The sequence below is a fragment of the Serratia sp. 14-2641 genome (genome assembly GCF_001692375.1).
Lineage (GTDB): Bacteria > Pseudomonadota > Gammaproteobacteria > Enterobacterales > Enterobacteriaceae > Chania > Chania fonticola_C.
On the sequence record NZ_LXKR01000101.1, the window covers coordinates 147,700 to 163,790 of the forward strand.

Below are 16,091 nucleotides of genomic sequence, written 5' to 3' on the forward strand. Positions count from 1 at the left end.
AACAGATCCTTTAAGCCAAATTCACGACGGCCGGGCGCGCTGCCACTGCCGTCTGCGATTGATGCCCAAACCAGGCGATTTGATGGTGTAGCTCCACCACTTCACCGATCACCAGCAGCGCCGGTAACGGGGCCTGCCGAGTTAATTGTTCCAGCTGTTGCAAGGTGCCAGTCTGCACCTGTTGATCGGCCCGTGTACCCCGGCTGATCACGGCGACTGGCGTATCCGCATCACGGCCATGGGCGATCAGGTTGCGGCTGATATCCGCCGCCTTCATGGTGCCCATGTAGATCGCCAACGTCTGCCGCGCCCGCGCCAAAGCGGGCCAATCCAAGCCGTCGTCATCGTCACGGCAATGGCCGGTAATAAAGGTCACGCTTTGGGCGTGATCGCGATGCGTTAGCGGAATACCAGCATAGGCCGTAGCCCCTGCGGCAGCGGTTACGCCCGGCACCACCTGGAAGGGGATCCCGGCAGCAGCGGCCACCTGTAACTCTTCGCCACCCCGGCCAAAGATAAAGGGATCGCCGCCTTTTAACCGCACTACCCGCTTCCCTTGCTGCGCCAGTTCCACCAGCAGCCGATTGGTCTCTTCTTGGATCACCGAATGCGCACCGGCGCGTTTGCCCACGCAGATACGTTCGGCGTCGCGACGCACCAAATCCAGCGTCTCTTCGCTCACCAGATGATCGTAAAGCACCACGTCGGCCTGCTGCATCACCTGCAGCCCGCGTAGGGTTAACAAACCGACATCGCCCGGGCCTGCCCCGACCAGTGCGATCTCACCTTGTGCCCCCTCATTACCCTGCGCAAAAGCCGTTAAATCCTGTTCCAACTGCTGCTGCGCCTGCTCCGTCTGGCCATTCGCCACCAAAGTCGCGAAACGGCCGTTGAAGGTTTTCTCCCAGAAACGGCGCCTGGCCCCGATGGAAGCCAGCCGTTGCTTCACTTTGCCACGTAACCCTCCGGCCATTTCCGCCATCTGCCCCAGGCTGGCGGGCAACAACGCCTCCAGCTTCTCACGTAACATCCGCGCCAATACCGGTGCCTGGCCGCTAGATGACACGGCCACCACCAACGGTGAACGATCGATAATCGACGGGAAGATAAAGGAGCAGCGCGGTTGGTCATCCACCACGTTGGCCAACACGCGGCGCTTATCCGCTTCGGCATACACCTCGGCGTTCAGCGCGCTATCGTCGGTAGCGGCAATTACCAGAAAGACGTCGTCTAACTGCTGCGGCACAAAGTTCTGCCCCAGCCACTCAACGCGCCCTTGCAGGTGTTGGTGCTCCAGCTCCGCTAAGAGCGCCTGCGCCACGATCCTCACTTCGGCCCCTGCGCGTAGCAGGAGGTCAACTTTGCGTGCAGCCACTTCGCCGCCGCCAACCACCAACACTGGGCGTTGTTTCAGGTCGGCAAATATTGGTAGATAGTCCACAACGGCCTTTTCATATAACAGATTGATAGGGTGACTATACGGCGTGCGATTTGCCCCCTGAAATGACGAAAAGGCATGAGATGTTCTTAAAAGGAATAAGGCAGGCTGTACCAAGGCCAAAACGGAAGGAAGGGCAAGAAACGAAGGTGAGGTACTGATCCAGATGGCTCCACAACCCTGAAGTTTCAGGTAACATATGTCTGCCTTGGTAACGTAGGCCGGGTACACATAGGCGGGTTATTAAAGGTCACCCTCTCCGTCATATACCCCAAATTCAATAAGGTCTGTGATTTTCTTTCTTGGGAGGAATAATTCCTTCCTTTATCAAGCGTTCTCGATACGCCTTTAATTTACGTTGAAGATACCAACTTAATAGACCAACCGTAATCATCATTACATTAAAACAGATCAGATTACGTATATCATGCTTAAACAAAAAAATTGATAAAATTATAGATACAGCACCTAACACAACAAAATAACCAAGTATAAAATCAGTGATAAAAATAATAAATTTGATTATTTTACCTTTCATTTATAACTCCATCGATAAAAATTTATTATTTATATCTTCAAATAGTTCCGGGTTGGTGTTTTTTATTTTAGATGCTCTAACAAAAGGCTCCGCGTATTTTTCAATTAAAAAATAAAGTAAATCCAAATCCCCTTCCGATCTTAACTTCCAATATAAATCAGGAGCATCATTCATCAATTGTCGAGATCCATACGTTGAACGAGCTATTTTTCCACCTAACGTATATGTAGTTGTTATCGTTAAACCAGTAACGAAACGCGGGAAAAAACCAGTCAACAGCGTGCCAGTCACATTTTTAAAAAGATAGTTATTAGCTATCGCTCCTCCCGCAATACCCGCTGTCTGCCTCCGGCTCAATAACTGTCGTTGCTCTTCTGTCAAATTTTTATAGTAATCCTCATAGACAATATGTAGAGTCCTATTGACTTTTTCTGAGTTGATTCCATCTTTCACCAGTTTGGCAAGTCTATGCTTGTCATTGTTTTTTTGATATCTCGAATCTGTATCTATAAAATCATAGGCGAGATAACCATAATCACCAAGAGTCTCCCATGTACCACTCAATAGAGAGTAAGATACATCTGCCAGATCAGAGTCTCCTAGTGCTGAAATAGACTCAGACATCTCCTCTGCTATAGTCGAAGCAACTAATGAAGAATTCATACTCAATACACCCTGTCATCCCAGAAACTATACGAACCTGTCGAGCATGATTCGTGATTTCGCGTTATATCTCTATATTTTATAGATATTGCCTCTTGTGGGATCATTCCATTATCATTAATTGAGTGGGGGTAATCACACTTAATTGCTACAATAGTTGCGCCCCCCAGACGGATTGAGTAATAGCGTTCCAAGCCACCGTTCACACTAGTCCTAAGGAACTGAATATTACATTCTATTTCTTCATTATTATCCATACATGCTGCTATTAACGGGGACGATTTATCTATAAGTTTGAGAATAATAACAGGTTGATGATTGACATGCTGAGAGCGAGTGGCCAAGTGCTGATAAGATAGAACAAAGATATCATCTTCGTGTCCCACCTGATACCGATTTCCTATCGAATCAAACGTCCCACACCCAGCAGATATCAATCCTTGCTTTTTCCCTTTAATACTCATATAGATGATACTTGATATAAAAATCCCTTTTCATAATCTAAATTGTATGATTTTTAACACTATCCTGAAGAATTACTTATGTCTAGTAGTTTTTTATTGCAATGTCCCCCGATCAATAAGGTGATGATAGAGTAGGCTTTGCCACCATCTTCCATTGAAAGCGATTAGGTTAACACTTAAGCTACAAGAGTGTGATCAATTTGGGTCGGGTCTGAAGCAAAAATAGGACGCGAAGAAATTGTCTTATCGCCCGTAGCGTCCCATACTGAACATCGCAAAAATAATCGGCATCACCGCTGTCAAAGAAGGATTTTTCGGTATGTTTTCCCGCTTGTGTCTGAGAGCAGGGCTGTTGCTAGTCGCTCTCGGCAGTGCTGTAAGCGTTTCGGCCGCTACCAAACCCGTAAAAGAAGCCCCGATGGGCCAGTTCGCCGCTAAACAGATCCGCCATATCGCTACCTACTTCCCCGGCCGCATGGCGGGCAGCCCGGCAGAATTACTGGCCGCAGATTACCTGAAACAGCAGTTTACCGAGATGGGCTACCCGGCTGATACCCGCACCTTTGACGCCCGTTATCTCTACACCAATAAAGACACCAGTGAAAACTGGCGCAAGATCAGCGTCACCTCGGTGATTGCCACCAAAAAGGGTGAGCGGCCCCAACAGGTCATCATCATGGCGCACTTCGATACCTACACCCCGCTTAGCGACGATGAGGTGGACAATAATCTTGGTGGCCTGACGCTACAGGGGGTCGATGACAATGCCTCCGGCGTGGGCGTGATGCTGGAGTTGGCCAACAGGCTGAAAAACATCCCCACCACCTATAGCCTGCGCTTTGTGGCCACGAGCGGTGAAGAGCTCAAGTCGATAGGGGCTAAGAACTACCTCGCCCGTATGACGCCGGAAGAGCGTAACAACACGCTGCTGGTGATTAACCTCGATAGCCTGATCACCGGCGATCGCCTCTATTTCCATTCCGGGCGTAACACCGAGCCGGAAGTGGTGGCCAGATCCCGCGATCGTGCGCTGAGCATCGCCCACCGTTACGGCATTGAAGCGGCCATCAACCCAGGCAGCAAAGGTTTTCCAACCGGCACCGGTTGCTGTTCCGATCAGATTGTCTTTGATAACGCCAAAATTCCGGTGATGGCGGTAGAAGCCACCAACTGGTCGCTGGGGGATGAGAACGGTTACCAGCAGCGTGCTGTCAGCCCCAGCTTCCCGCAGGGCATTACCTGGCATCGCCCGCAATACGACAATCTGCAATATCTGGAAACTCACCTGCCAGGGCGGATCGACAAACGCAGCCGCGACAGCGTGCGGATCCTGTTACCGTTGGTAAAAGAATGGGTGCAGGCGCATCCTGCTCCAGAGCAGAAGAAGAAAAAGAAGAAGTAGTACCTTACAGCCCCTCACCCTAATCCTCTCCCACAAGGAGAGTGACCGATCGAGTCAGGCTGAAAGTGAGTGATTCATCATCAACACCGAGTAACTCGCCTCGGCTAAGAGTGAACTTCTTTCTCCCAACAGAACAGTGACTTTCAGCTCCCTCTCCCTGTGGGAGAGGGTTAGGGACATCAACCTTCGTGCAGACCACACTCGCGCTTCAGGCCGAAGAAGCGGGTCTCTTCCTCGCTCATGCCTTCCTCCCATTTACGGGTGGTGTGGGTATCACCCACCGACAGGTAGCCCTGATCCCACAGCGGGTGGTAGCTCAGGCCATGCTCGGTGAGATAGTGGTAAATCTGGCGGTTATCCCAGTCGATGATCGGCAGGATCTTGAACACCCCTCGTTGCACCGCCAGCACCGGCAGATTGGCTCGGCTGCCCGATTGCTCACGGCGCAGGCCGGCAAACCAGGTTTGCGCACCTAGCGTTTCCAGCGCGCGGTTCATCGGCTCAACTTTGTTGATTTGGTTGTACCGCTCAATGCCCTCAACGCCCTGCTCCCACAGCTTGCCGTAGCGCGCCTCTTGCCAGGCTGGTGAATGCTCGGCGCGGAACACTTGCAGGTTCAGGTTCAGCTTGTCGGCCAGTTGGTCGATAAACTGGTAAGTTTCTGGGAACAGGTAGCCGGTATCGGTCAGGATCACCGGGATATCCGGCTTGATGCGCGTGACCAGATGCAGGCACACCGCCGCCTGAATACCAAAGCTGGAGGAAAGCACAAACTCCCCCGGCAGATGTTCCAGCGCCCAGGCAACCCTCTCCTGTGCCGAAAGCTGTTCCAACTGGCCGTTAACGACCGCCAGTGCCAGCGCTTGACCGGACTTCGGTAGCGCGTTCAGTGCCGCCAGATCCAATTCAGCCATGATGCGATCTCCTGAAAGTGTTGATGTGGCCCCTCACCCTACCCCCTCCCACAGGGAAAGGGGACAGTAAGGTGCACAAACTTAGCTGCTGCACAAAGAGTGAGGAAAGCCAGCAAGGTTATTCCCAGAAATCCTGCGCGGGATCCACCACCGGCCGGATAATCCCGGTACGCACGGTGAAATCGCCAAAGCCTTCGCCAGCGGTGCGCTCTGTTGCCCAACGCCCTACCAGTTGGTCGATGGTCTGCAAAATCTCTTCTTCGTTAATATTTTCCCGATACATGCGCGGAATACGCGTCCCTTCACGGTTACCGCCCAGATGCAGGTTGTAACGGCCAATCGCTTTACCGACCAGCCCAATCTCCGCCAGCAGCGCTCGGCCACAGCCGTTCGGGCAGCCGGTGATACGCAGTACCACGTGCTCATCGCCCACACCATGCCGATGCATGATGCCTTCTACCTTGGTCACAAACTCCGGCAGGAAGCGCTCGGCCTCCGCCATCGCCAGTGGGCAGGTTGGATAGGACACACAGGCCATCGAGTTCTTGCGCTGCTCGCTGATGCCGTCGTCGATCAGGCCATGCTGGCGCGCCAGGGCTTCGATCTTCGCCTTTTCGCTTTCCGGTACGCCGGCCACGATCAGGTTCTGGTTGGCTGTCAGTCGGAAATCGCCCCGATGGATCTTGGCGATCTCGGCCACGCCGGTTTTCAGCGGACGGCCTGGATAATCCAGCAGGCGACCGTTTTCAATAAACAGCGTCAGGTGCCAGTGATTATCAACCCCTTTGACCCAACCGATGCGATCGCCACGGCCGGTAAACTCGTACGGACGCACCGGCGCAAAGGTGATGCCAGCCCGCTTTTCTACTTCGGCGCGGAAGGTATCAACCCCCACCCGCTCCAGCGTATATTTGGTTTTGGCGTTCTTACGGTCGGTGCGGTTGCCCCAGTCGCGCTGGGTGGTCACCACCGCTTCGGCGACGGCCAGCGTGTGTTCCAGCGGAATATAGCCAAACTCACTCGCCGTACGCGCATAGGTTTTCTTGTTACCATGCTCGATAGACAGCCCGCCGCCCACCAGCAGGTTAAAGCCCACCAGCTTGCCGTGTTCGGCAATCGCCACAAAGTTCATGTCGTTGGCATGCAGATCCACATCGTTCTGCGGCGGGATCACCACCGTGGTTTTAAACTTGCGCGGCAGGTAAGTAGCGCCCAGGATCGGCTCTTCGTCCGTAGTCGCGACTTTTTCTTTATCCAGCCACACTTCAGCATAGGCACGGGTACGCGGCAGCAGGTGTTCGGAGATTTTCTTCGCCCATTCGTACGCTTCCTGATGCAGCTCCGACTCCACCGGATTCGAGGTGCAAAGTACGTTACGGTTCACGTCGTTAGCCGTCGCCAACGCATCCAGCCCCAAGCGGTTCAGCAACTGGTGCACCGGTTTCACGTTACCTTTGACGATGCCATGGAACTGGAACGTCTGCCGGTTGGTGATACGGATGCTGCCGTAGAGCGTGCTTTCCGCGGCAAATTTGTCGATCCCCAACCACTGTTGTGGTGAAATAATCCCGCCCGGCAGGCGGCAGCGCAGCATCATGGCGTGGCGCGGCTCGAGTTTTTGTTCGGCACGTTCGGCGCGAATATCGCGATCGTCCTGCTGGTACATGCCGTGGAAACGGATCAGCAAGAAGTTATCGCCGGAAAAGCCGCCGGTCAGACCGTCTTGTAAATCTTCGGCAATGGTTCCGCGCAGGAAGTTACTCTCTTTCTTCAGACGCTCGGCATCGGCCAATTTGCCTTCAACCACCAGAGGCCCAGGGTGTTTATCACTCATTAGTAAACGTCTCGCTGATAACGGCGCTCAAGGCGCAGCTCGCTTAAGAATTCGTCTGCCAGCTCGGTATCCATACCACCGTGCTCGGCCACCAGTGCTAACAATGTGTTTTCAACGTCTTTCGCCATGCGGTTGGCATCGCCACAGACATAGATGTGCGCGCCCTGCTGGATCCAGTTCCAGATTTCCGCACCTTGCTCACGCAGCTTGTCCTGCACATAAACTTTATGTTGTTGATCCCGTGACCAGGCCAGATCGATACGGGTCAACAGGCCCTCTTTCACATAGCGCTGCCATTCAACCTGGTACAGGAAGTCTTCGGTAAAGTGCGGGTTGCCAAAGAACAGCCAGTTCTTGCCCCCGGCACCTTCAGCTTCACGTTGCTGCATAAAGGCGCGGAACGGGGCAATACCGGTACCAGGACCGATCATGATCACCGGCGTTTCCGGGTTGGCAGGCAAACGGAAGTTGTCGTTATGTTCGATAAACACCCGCAGTTCGCCTTCTTCTTCCAGACGATCGGCCAGGAAGCTGGAAGCCCCACCGGCACGGTTGCGGCCATCAATGTCGTAGCGCACCACGCCAACGGTGATGTGCACTTCGTTTTCATTCTCTGCCTGAGAGGAGGCGATGGAGTACAGGCGCGGCGTCAGCGGGCGCAGCAGGCTGAGTAACTGCTCTGCGTTCAGGTCGGCCGGAGCCTGGCGTACCATGTCCACAATTGGGGTGTTATGGGCGTAGTGTTGCAGTTTAGGCTTGTCAGCCAGCAGGCCAATCAGCTTTTCGTCCCGCGACAGCCCGGCATATTTTTCCACGATCGGCGTGGTGTTCTGCGTCAGTTCAAAGTGGCTACGCAAAGCTTCACGCAGTGGCAGGGATTGCCCCTCAACCTCGACCGGTTCGTCACCTTTCAGCCACAGCAGTTGTACCAGCTCATCCACCAGCGCCGGATCGTTATCAAACCATACGCCCAGCGCATCGCCCGGTTGATAACGCAGGCCGGAATCGCCTAAATCGATTTCGATATGGCGCACGTCTTTATCGGAAGCACGGCCAGTGATCTTTTGCTTGGCCGCCAATTGCGCGGTCAGCGGCTGTTCTTTACTGTAGGGGCTGCTGTCCAGTTGATCGACCGCACCGCTGGCCAATGCCGCCGGAGAGCTGTTTTCCGCTGGCGCTCGAGCCTTCAGGACTTCCACCACCTGCTTACGCCAGGCGATAGCCAGTTCCTGATAATCCACGTCCGCATCAATGCGCTCCACCAGGCGCTCGGCCCCCAGCTCGGCCAGCTTGCCATCAAAGTCTTTGCCGGACTGGCAGAAATTCTCATAAGAGCTATCCCCCAGGCCAAACACCGCAAAGGCAGTTTCATTGAGTTTGGGGGCTTTTTTCGAATGGAGGAATTTGTGCAGCGCCACCGCTTCTTCCGCTGGCTCCCCTTCCCCTTGGGTGGAGGCGATCACCACCAACAGGCGCTCCTGGGCGATTTGCTTGAACTTATAGTCACCGGCATTCACCAGGGTGACGCTCAGCTTAGCCGCCAGCAGATCGTCGCGTAGCTGTTCGGCCAGACGGCGTGCGTTACCGGTCTGGGAAGCAGAAATCAGGGTGATGCTGGCCGCAGGGGCCGCGGCAACCGGTGCTGAAGCCACGATTTCCGGCTGCTGATTAACCCTGCCCCAGAAGTAACCAGAGAGCCACGCCAGCTGCGTTGGGGAGTACCCGCCAATGACGGCCTGCAAACTCGAGAGCTGTTCGGGGGTCAGCGGGAGCAAAGATGTTGGAGGAACCTGAGTCGTCATCGCGGTACGGATATCCTATGCTTAGCCAGTGTCAGTCGCTGTAATGTTTGTTGTGTAATGTCCTGAAAAGACCAGGAGAGTTTGTAAGGTTACCGAGCGTAATTGCAACGATTAAATAAGGGATAGCAATAATTAATAACCAAAACGACTAAGCAGTTTTCCTGGTAAGGGATAGTGGCTAAATCGTTAGATATTTATTTTTAATAAATTGATATCTAATGATTTATTTTTTTAAAGTTTGAATGAATCGCATTTGAGGTTGATAACCGCCTCCGATGGGCTCAATCCCGCCCAAATAAAAAAATGCCAGCAGCGCTACATGCTGCCCCCCTGGATCTCCCCTGAAGCAGCCCAAAAGATAGTAACCAGGGCCGCTTTCCGTTAGTATTCGGCGGTTTTTGAGTCAATGAGGCCGTAATAATGGCAACCACGCTATTTAAAGATTTTCAGTTTGAAGCCGCACACCATCTGCCAAACGTACCGGAGGGCCATAAATGCGGCCGCCTGCACGGGCATTCGTTTATGGTGCGCATTGAAGTGACCGGGGAAGTGGACGCCCACACCGGTTGGGTGATGGACTTTGCCGAGCTGAAGGCCGCTTTCAAGCCGATTTGGCAGCGCCTGGATCACTATAATCTGAACGATATTCCTGGCTTGGAGAACCCGACCAGCGAAGTGCTCGCCGCCTGGATCTGGCAGCAGTTGAAACCGCAGTTGCCAGAGTTGTCGGCGGTGATGGTCAAAGAGACCTGTACTGCAGGCTGCGTATATAAAGGTTAACAGAGCAAGGCTCGGGGGTGAGGCGATTGGTTCCGGTGCGATCTCCCTCACCCTAACCCTCTCCCCAAGGAGAGGGAACCGATCGAGTTAAGCTGAAAGTACAGTGATGCATCATAAGCACCAGCGGTTGAAGGAATGATCCAGGTTGCTGAGATTATCTCTCTTCTCACAACAGAGCAGGGGCTATCAGCTCCCTCTCCCTGTGGGAGAGGGTTGGGGTGAGGGGCCGGTCTTAAGCGATATTCAAATACTTATGCGTCTGCATTGAAAGCCGCCAATTGCGGGCAATACAGGTTTCAATACACAACCGCGTCGCCTCTTCTTTCTGGCTGATCGGCTGCAAAGCGATAATGCGATGTTTTTCGTCGTGCAACGTTGCCAGCAGCTCATCCAATGCCTCAATATCACGTTCACGCCCCACCGGATGCTTGATCTCATCGGCCCGCATCAGCGCCTGCTCTACCACCTTCAAACCACCGCGCATATTCACTTTGGGTGAAACGGTCACCCAGGTATTGGGGGAACAGAGGACTTCATGGGTGCCGCTGGTTTCGATCTGGCAGCCGAAGCCTGCGTTCTCGAACAGCTTGGTCAACGGGATCAGATCGTAGATGCACGGCTCACCGCCGGTGATCACGATATGGCGTGCGGTATAGCCCTGCTGTTCGACTACCTCCAGCAACTGTTCTGCACTGGCGCTCCCCCAAGCATCACTCTCGGCAGTTTTCACCAGGATGCGTTGCATATCCACTTCCCGATCGGCGTCCTTTTCCCAGGTGTGTTTGGTATCGCACCAGCTGCATCCCACCGGGCAACCCTGTAGGCGAATAAAAATGGCCGGAACGCCGGTGAAATAGCCTTCGCCCTGCAAAGTCTGGAACATCTCATTAATCGGGTACTGCATCGCTTTCTCAATCTGTCTAGGTAAAGACGCATTATCGCAGATCCCGACCGGGCGACCAAACCTGGAAAAGTGTATTAAATTTTGTCCGTTCGGCGGTGCCCAGCAGCTTTCTCCGGTTAACCCTCTAATGGGTGACGTTTATTGCAGACTTAACACCAACCACCGATGTTATCCACCGCTCAAAACAAACATAAAATTAACATTTAAAACGAAAATATTTGACATAAAAGCGCCTGTGACGCAGATGTATAGACAGGCAGGCACAAGTCGGGCGCAGTTCCGACGATCCATCAACATCCTATCTGCGTTTAAGGAAACTATGGCCCATTCCACCGAGTTGAATATTCAGCAGGCTATCGACGACAGCAAATTTTCGCTGTTTCACTGGACCCTGATCATCCTGGGTTTCCTGATCCTGGCAATTGACGGTTACGATACGGCGGCGATGGGCTATATCGCCCCTTCGGTGGCCAAAGACTGGGGGATCGTGAAACAGGATCTGGGGCCGGTATTAAGCGCGGCGCTGCTTGGCCTTTCGTTGGGAGCCCTGGTTGCCGGGCCGATTTCTGACCGCGTTGGCCGCAAACGGGTGCTGGTGTTCTCCTGCCTGTTCTTTGGCCTTTCCAGCCTGGCCACCGCCTACGCGGGTTCACTCAATAGCCTGACGCTGTGGCGCTTCCTCACCGGGCTTGGGCTGGGTGCCGCCATGCCAAACGCCATTACGCTGATCTCCGAATATGCTCCGCAGCGCTGCCGATCGCTGGCCATTAACACCATGTACTGCGGCTTTCCGCTGGGAGCGGCAGGCGGTGGCGCCATCTCTTCCTGGCTGATCCCTGCTTACGGCTGGCACAGCGTGTTGCTGCTGGGGGCCATTGCCCCGCTATTGCTCACCGTGCTGTTGATCCTGCTGCTGCCGGAATCGGTGAAATACATGGTTAACCGTGGTCAGGATGCCGCTAAAATCAAACAGATTGCCCAACGCTTTATCAACCACAACATCAGCCATATCACCCGTTTCTACCTGTATGAAGACAAGCTGGCCCTGTCGAAGACCAGTGTCGGCCTGCTGTTCAGCCGCCCCTACCTGGTGGGGACACTGATGCTGTGGCTCACCTACTTTATGGGGTTGGTGATCTACTACGTATTGTTGAGCTGGATGCCGCTGTTGATGCAAGGGCTGGGGTATCAGCTTGAGCAGTCTGCGATCCTGACGTCGCTGTTCACCTTCGGCGGAACGCTGGGGATCCTGATGGCTGGCTGGTTGATGGACCGCTGGAATGCCCACAAGGTGGTTTCCACCGGCTTTGCCATCAGCGCCCTGCTGATTGTGGCGATGGCCACCGAGGATAGCCAGATCGTGCTGCTCGGCGCCTTTATCTTCCTGATGGGCATCACCATGAACGGCGCGCAATCCGGCCTGCAAACCCTGGCTGCCACCTACTACCCAACGCACAGCCGCGCTACCGGTATTGCCTGGATGCAGGGCATTGGCCGCTTTGGCGGCGTGGCTGGTACCATGATGGCGGCTCAGCTTCTGGCGATGGAGTGGCAAGTGCAGAGTATTTTACTGTTCCTGGCGATCCCGGCGCTGCTAGCCAGCCTGGCCACGGTATTCAAGATGACGCGTTCAAGCGCATTGCAACCGGCCATCTAACCTATTGATTATATTAATGGGCGCTGTATGCGGCGCCCTATGTATCCTTGTCTCCCAACCCCCCTGTAATACGTTTTTTTTATCGCTCCCGCTTAGTTGTAATCCATATGTAAAATTATTGTGATTTGTCGCTCAAAAATGACACTATTTTAATTCATTTTTGTAGAGCAGCTCACTGTTTTGCCATATCCAGCTCATAGCCACAATCCAAAAACAAAGCATAACAACATGATTTAAATAACAAATAACCTTTGCTTATGCCATTTTCCTCAAATTTTCGCCGCTGTTGCATATGCTTGTACATACAAGTATATGTTAATAAACCCCGCTCATTGTTATGGCCTGTGAGTTGCCGTCATAAGATGAGATTTGTACCGATACTGTTTGAGGAACTAGCTGTGACTGCAAATAACAAAGTTCGCCATGTTGATATTCGCGCGCCCCGCGGCACACAATTAAACGCCAAAAGCTGGCTGACCGAAGCGCCGCTGCGCATGCTGATGAACAACCTCGATCCTGAAGTGGCTGAAAATCCACACGAACTGGTCGTTTATGGCGGTATCGGCCGCGCAGCCCGTGATTGGGACTGTTACGACAAGATTGTTGCCACCCTCAAGACTTTGGAAGACGACGAAACCTTGCTGGTGCAGTCCGGCAAGCCGGTCGGCGTATTCAAAACGCACAGTAACGCCCCGCGCGTGCTGATTGCCAACTCCAACCTGGTGCCTCACTGGGCAACCTGGGAACACTTTAACGAACTGGATGCCAAGGGCCTGGCGATGTATGGCCAGATGACCGCTGGCAGCTGGATCTACATCGGTAGCCAGGGCATCGTGCAAGGCACTTACGAGACCTTCGTCGAAGCTGGCCGCCAGCATTACGACGGCAGCCTGAAAGGCCGCTGGGTGCTGACCGCCGGTCTGGGTGGTATGGGTGGCGCACAACCACTGGCCGCCACTTTGGCTGGAGCCAGTTCACTTAATATCGAATGTCAGCAGAGCCGCATCGATTTCCGCCTGAAAACCCGTTATGTCGATGAGCAGGCCACCGATCTGGATGACGCACTGGCGCGCCTGAAAAAATACTGCGCCGAAGGCAAAGCCATCTCGATTGCCCTGTGTGGCAACGCGGCAGAAATCCTGCCGGAGTTGGTCAAGCGCGGCGTGCGCCCAGACATGGTCACCGACCAGACCAGCGCCCACGATCCACTCAACGGTTACCTGCCAAAAGGCTGGAGCTGGGAAGAGTATCGCCGCCGTGCACAAACAGAACCTGCCGTGGTGGTGAAGGCTGCCAAACAGTCGATGGCCGAACACGTAGAAGCCATGCTGGCGTTCCAGAAAATGGGCGTACCTACCTTCGACTACGGCAACAACATCCGCCAGATGGCCAAAGAGATGGGCGTTGTTAACGCCTTTGACTTCCCGGGCTTTGTGCCTGCCTATATTCGCCCGCTGTTCTGCCGTGGCGTCGGTCCGTTCCGTTGGGCTGCGCTGTCTGGCGATCCGCAGGATATCTACAAAACCGACGCCATGGTCAAAGAGCTGATCCCAGACGATGAGCACCTGCACCGCTGGTTGGATATGGCGCGTGAGCGCATCAGCTTCCAGGGTCTGCCAGCCCGTATCTGCTGGGTTGGCCTGGGCCAGCGTGCCAAGTTGGGCCTGGCGTTTAACGAGATGGTACGCCGCGGCGAACTTTCTGCTCCAATCGTCATTGGCCGTGACCACCTGGATTCCGGCTCAGTCGCCAGCCCGAACCGTGAAACCGAATCAATGAAAGACGGCTCTGATGCCGTATCCGACTGGCCGCTGCTGAACGCCCTGCTCAACACTGCCAGCGGTGCCACCTGGGTGTCTCTGCACCACGGCGGCGGCGTCGGCATGGGCTTCTCCCAACACTCTGGCATGGTGATCGTCTGTGACGGCACCGATGAAGCCGCCGAGCGTATCGCCCGCGTGCTGCATAACGATCCGGCCACCGGCGTCATGCGTCATGCCGATGCGGGTTACGAGATCGCCATCGACTGCGCCCGCGAGCAAGGTCTGAACCTGCCAATGGTTGCCGCTACTCAGGGAGAAAAAGCATGAACGCTCTGACTATCCGCCCAGGTAAGCTGACGCTTGCCGAACTGCGCCAGGTTTATCAGCACCCGGTCACCCTGACGCTGGACGACAACGCCTACGGCGCGATCCAGCAAAGCGTGGCCTGCGTGGAACGTATTGTGGAAGAGAACCGTACCACTTACGGCATCAATACCGGGTTTGGCCTGCTGGCCTCCACCCGTATCGCCCGCGAAGATTTGGAGAACCTGCAACGTTCCATCGTGCTGTCACATGCGGCCGGTGTAGGTGCGCCTACGGATGACAGCCTGGTACGCCTGATTATGGTGCTCAAAATCAACAGCCTGTCGCGTGGTTTCTCCGGCATCCGTCTGGAGGTGATCCAGGCGCTGATGGCGCTGGTGAATGCCGAAGTGTATCCGCATATCCCGCTGAAAGGCTCCGTTGGTGCTTCAGGCGATCTGGCCCCACTGGCGCACATGAGTCTGGTGTTGTTGGGTGAAGGTAAAGCCCGCTATCAGGGCGAGTGGTTACCGGCTACCGAGGCGCTGGCCAAAGCGGGTCTGAAACCGTTAACGCTGGCAGCCAAAGAAGGCTTGGCACTGCTGAACGGCACCCAGGTTTCCGCCGCCTTTGCGCTGCGTGGCCTGTTTGATGCTGAAGATCTGTTTGCTGCCGCCACCGTAACCGGCAGCCTGACCGTGGAAGCCGCACTGGGATCTCGTAGCCCGTTCGATCCACGCATTCACGAAGTACGTGGCCAGCGTGGGCAGATCGACGCCGCCGCCGCTTATCGCCACCTGCTTGGCGCACGTAGCGCCGTGTCAGACTCACACGCCAACTGCGAAAAAGTGCAGGATCCTTACTCCCTGCGCTGCCAACCGCAGGTGATGGGGGCCTGCCTGACGCAGATCCGCCAGGCCGCAGAAGTGCTGGAGATTGAGGCCAATGCCGTTTCCGATAACCCGCTGGTGTTTGCCGAACAGGGCGATGTGCTGTCCGGTGGCAACTTCCACGCCGAACCGGTAGCCATGGCGGCCGATAACCTGGCGCTGGCGTTTGCCGAAATCGGTTCACTCTCCGAGCGCCGTATTTCACTGATGATGGATAAACACATGTCGCAGCTGCCACCGTTCCTGGTGGATAACGGCGGGGTGAACTCCGGCTTTATGATTGCCCAGGTCACCGCCGCCGCGCTGACCAGCGAGAACAAGGCACTGGCACACCCGGCCAGCGTTGACAGTATCCCAACCTCGGCCAACCAGGAAGACCATGTCTCGATGGCACCGGCAGCGGGCCGCCGCCTGTGGGAAATGGCGGATAACGTCCGCGGTATTCTGGCTGTAGAATGGCTAGCGGCCTGTCAGGGGCTGGATCTGCGTAAAGGTCTGCAAACCACCGCAGGACTGGAGCAGGCTCGGCATCTGCTGCGCGAGCATGTCGCCTACTACGATAAGGATCGGTTCTTCGCCCCCGATATCGAAGCTGCCAGCCAACTGTTGGCAGCAGGCCATTTGACCGCGCTGATCCCAGCCACCTTGTTACCTAGCCAGGCGTAACGCCTTTAGGCCGTGCTCCGTCAGTCTGGGGCACGGCCTATTACCCTGCACAATTCGTCCTCTATCCCGCCGG

The 16,091-nt window shown here is 54.8% G+C and carries 13 protein-coding genes; 5 read left to right on the plus strand and 8 right to left on the minus strand.

Features of this window, described 5'->3' with window-relative positions; genetic code table 11:
* Nucleotides 1-10: 10 nt before the first annotated feature.
* From cysG to A6U95_RS30265, 4 genes are all read right to left on the minus strand, one after another.
* Entirely contained in the window at nt 11-1,441 is a 1,431-nt protein-coding gene (cysG, locus tag A6U95_RS28980) for a siroheme synthase CysG (protein WP_065687030.1), read from the minus strand.
* Nucleotides 1,442-1,715: 274 nt separating this feature from the next.
* Entirely contained in the window at nt 1,716-1,976 is a 261-nt protein-coding gene (locus tag A6U95_RS28985; RefSeq protein ID WP_065687031.1) for a hypothetical protein, read from the minus strand.
* Nucleotides 1,977-2,639, minus strand: coding sequence for a hypothetical protein (locus tag A6U95_RS28990; RefSeq protein WP_065687032.1), 663 nt, complete (start codon nt 2,637-2,639; stop codon nt 1,977-1,979). It abuts the gene before it with no gap.
* 2 nt (nt 2,640-2,641) lie between these two features.
* Nucleotides 2,642-3,103 (minus strand): Hcp family type VI secretion system effector, encoded by a 462-nt coding sequence (locus A6U95_RS30265; protein WP_343227265.1) that lies wholly within the window; start codon nt 3,101-3,103, stop codon nt 2,642-2,644.
* 319 nt (nt 3,104-3,422) lie between these two features.
* On the opposite strand from A6U95_RS30265, the gene A6U95_RS28995 reads away from it, so the two are divergent.
* A complete protein-coding gene (locus A6U95_RS28995; RefSeq protein WP_065687033.1) occupies nt 3,423-4,505 on the plus strand; it encodes an aminopeptidase in 1,083 nt (360 codons plus the stop codon).
* A 179-nt stretch (nt 4,506-4,684) separates the two neighbouring features.
* Here the strand turns inward: A6U95_RS28995 and cysH are convergent, their stop codons facing one another.
* The 3 genes from cysH to cysJ all read right to left on the minus strand — a co-directional run bounded on the left by cysH (nt 4,685) and on the right by cysJ (nt 9,055).
* The gene (gene cysH, locus A6U95_RS29000) at nt 4,685-5,419 is read right to left on the minus strand and encodes a phosphoadenosine phosphosulfate reductase (protein WP_065687034.1); all 735 of its coding nucleotides are present in this window, start codon (nt 5,417-5,419) and stop codon (nt 4,685-4,687) included.
* 118 nt (nt 5,420-5,537) lie between these two features.
* Nucleotides 5,538-7,253 (minus strand): assimilatory sulfite reductase (NADPH) hemoprotein subunit, encoded by a 1,716-nt coding sequence (gene cysI / locus A6U95_RS29005; RefSeq protein WP_065687035.1) that lies wholly within the window; start codon nt 7,251-7,253, stop codon nt 5,538-5,540.
* The gene (gene cysJ / locus A6U95_RS29010; protein WP_065687036.1) at nt 7,253-9,055 is read right to left on the minus strand and encodes an NADPH-dependent assimilatory sulfite reductase flavoprotein subunit; all 1,803 of its coding nucleotides are present in this window, start codon (nt 9,053-9,055) and stop codon (nt 7,253-7,255) included. Before cysJ ends, cysI begins: the two co-directional genes overlap by 1 nt.
* Before the next feature lie 420 nt (nt 9,056-9,475).
* On the opposite strand from cysJ, the gene queD reads away from it, so the two are divergent.
* On the plus strand, nt 9,476-9,835 hold the full coding sequence (gene queD / locus A6U95_RS29015) for a 6-carboxytetrahydropterin synthase QueD (RefSeq protein WP_021179400.1): 360 nt from the start codon (nt 9,476-9,478) through the stop codon (nt 9,833-9,835).
* Between the two features lie 232 nt (nt 9,836-10,067).
* Here the strand turns inward: queD and queE are convergent, their stop codons facing one another.
* A complete protein-coding gene (queE, locus tag A6U95_RS29020; RefSeq protein ID WP_065687037.1) occupies nt 10,068-10,739 on the minus strand; it encodes a 7-carboxy-7-deazaguanine synthase QueE in 672 nt (223 codons plus the stop codon).
* 319 nt (nt 10,740-11,058) lie between these two features.
* Between queE and A6U95_RS29025 the strand changes: the two genes are divergently transcribed.
* From A6U95_RS29025 to hutH, 3 genes are all read left to right on the plus strand, one after another.
* Entirely contained in the window at nt 11,059-12,396 is a 1,338-nt protein-coding gene (locus A6U95_RS29025) for an aromatic acid/H+ symport family MFS transporter (protein ID WP_065687038.1), read from the plus strand.
* A gap of 398 nt (nt 12,397-12,794) precedes the next feature.
* Nucleotides 12,795-14,486, plus strand: a complete 1,692-nt coding sequence (gene hutU, locus A6U95_RS29030) for a urocanate hydratase (protein WP_065687039.1) — start codon at nt 12,795-12,797, stop codon at nt 14,484-14,486.
* Nucleotides 14,483-16,018 (plus strand): histidine ammonia-lyase, encoded by a 1,536-nt coding sequence (gene hutH / locus A6U95_RS29035; protein WP_065687040.1) that lies wholly within the window; start codon nt 14,483-14,485, stop codon nt 16,016-16,018. The genes hutU and hutH overlap by 4 nt, the downstream gene beginning before the upstream one ends.
* Nucleotides 16,019-16,091 lie beyond the last annotated feature (73 nt).

What these genes read in the sequence shown, in the direction of transcription:
- A6U95_RS28985 (WP_065687031.1), bottom strand. Translation starts at nt 1,976, where the DNA reads ATGAAAGGTAAAATAATCAAATTTATTATTTTTATCACTGATTTTATA.
- A6U95_RS28990 (WP_065687032.1), bottom strand. Translation starts at nt 2,639, where the DNA reads ATGAATTCTTCATTAGTTGCTTCGACTATAGCAGAGGAGATGTCTGAG.
- A6U95_RS30265 (WP_343227265.1), bottom strand. Translation starts at nt 3,103, where the DNA reads ATGAGTATTAAAGGGAAAAAGCAAGGATTGATATCTGCTGGGTGTGGG.
- A6U95_RS28995 (WP_065687033.1), top strand. Translation starts at nt 3,423, where the DNA reads ATGTTTTCCCGCTTGTGTCTGAGAGCAGGGCTGTTGCTAGTCGCTCTC.
- cysH (WP_065687034.1), bottom strand. Translation starts at nt 5,419, where the DNA reads ATGGCTGAATTGGATCTGGCGGCACTGAACGCGCTACCGAAGTCCGGT.
- cysI (WP_065687035.1), bottom strand. Translation starts at nt 7,253, where the DNA reads ATGAGTGATAAACACCCTGGGCCTCTGGTGGTTGAAGGCAAATTGGCC.
- cysJ (WP_065687036.1), bottom strand. Translation starts at nt 9,055, where the DNA reads ATGACGACTCAGGTTCCTCCAACATCTTTGCTCCCGCTGACCCCCGAA.
- queD (WP_021179400.1), top strand. Translation starts at nt 9,476, where the DNA reads ATGGCAACCACGCTATTTAAAGATTTTCAGTTTGAAGCCGCACACCAT.
- queE (WP_065687037.1), bottom strand. Translation starts at nt 10,739, where the DNA reads ATGCAGTACCCGATTAATGAGATGTTCCAGACTTTGCAGGGCGAAGGC.
- A6U95_RS29025 (WP_065687038.1), top strand. Translation starts at nt 11,059, where the DNA reads ATGGCCCATTCCACCGAGTTGAATATTCAGCAGGCTATCGACGACAGC.
- hutH (WP_065687040.1), top strand. Translation starts at nt 14,483, where the DNA reads ATGAACGCTCTGACTATCCGCCCAGGTAAGCTGACGCTTGCCGAACTG.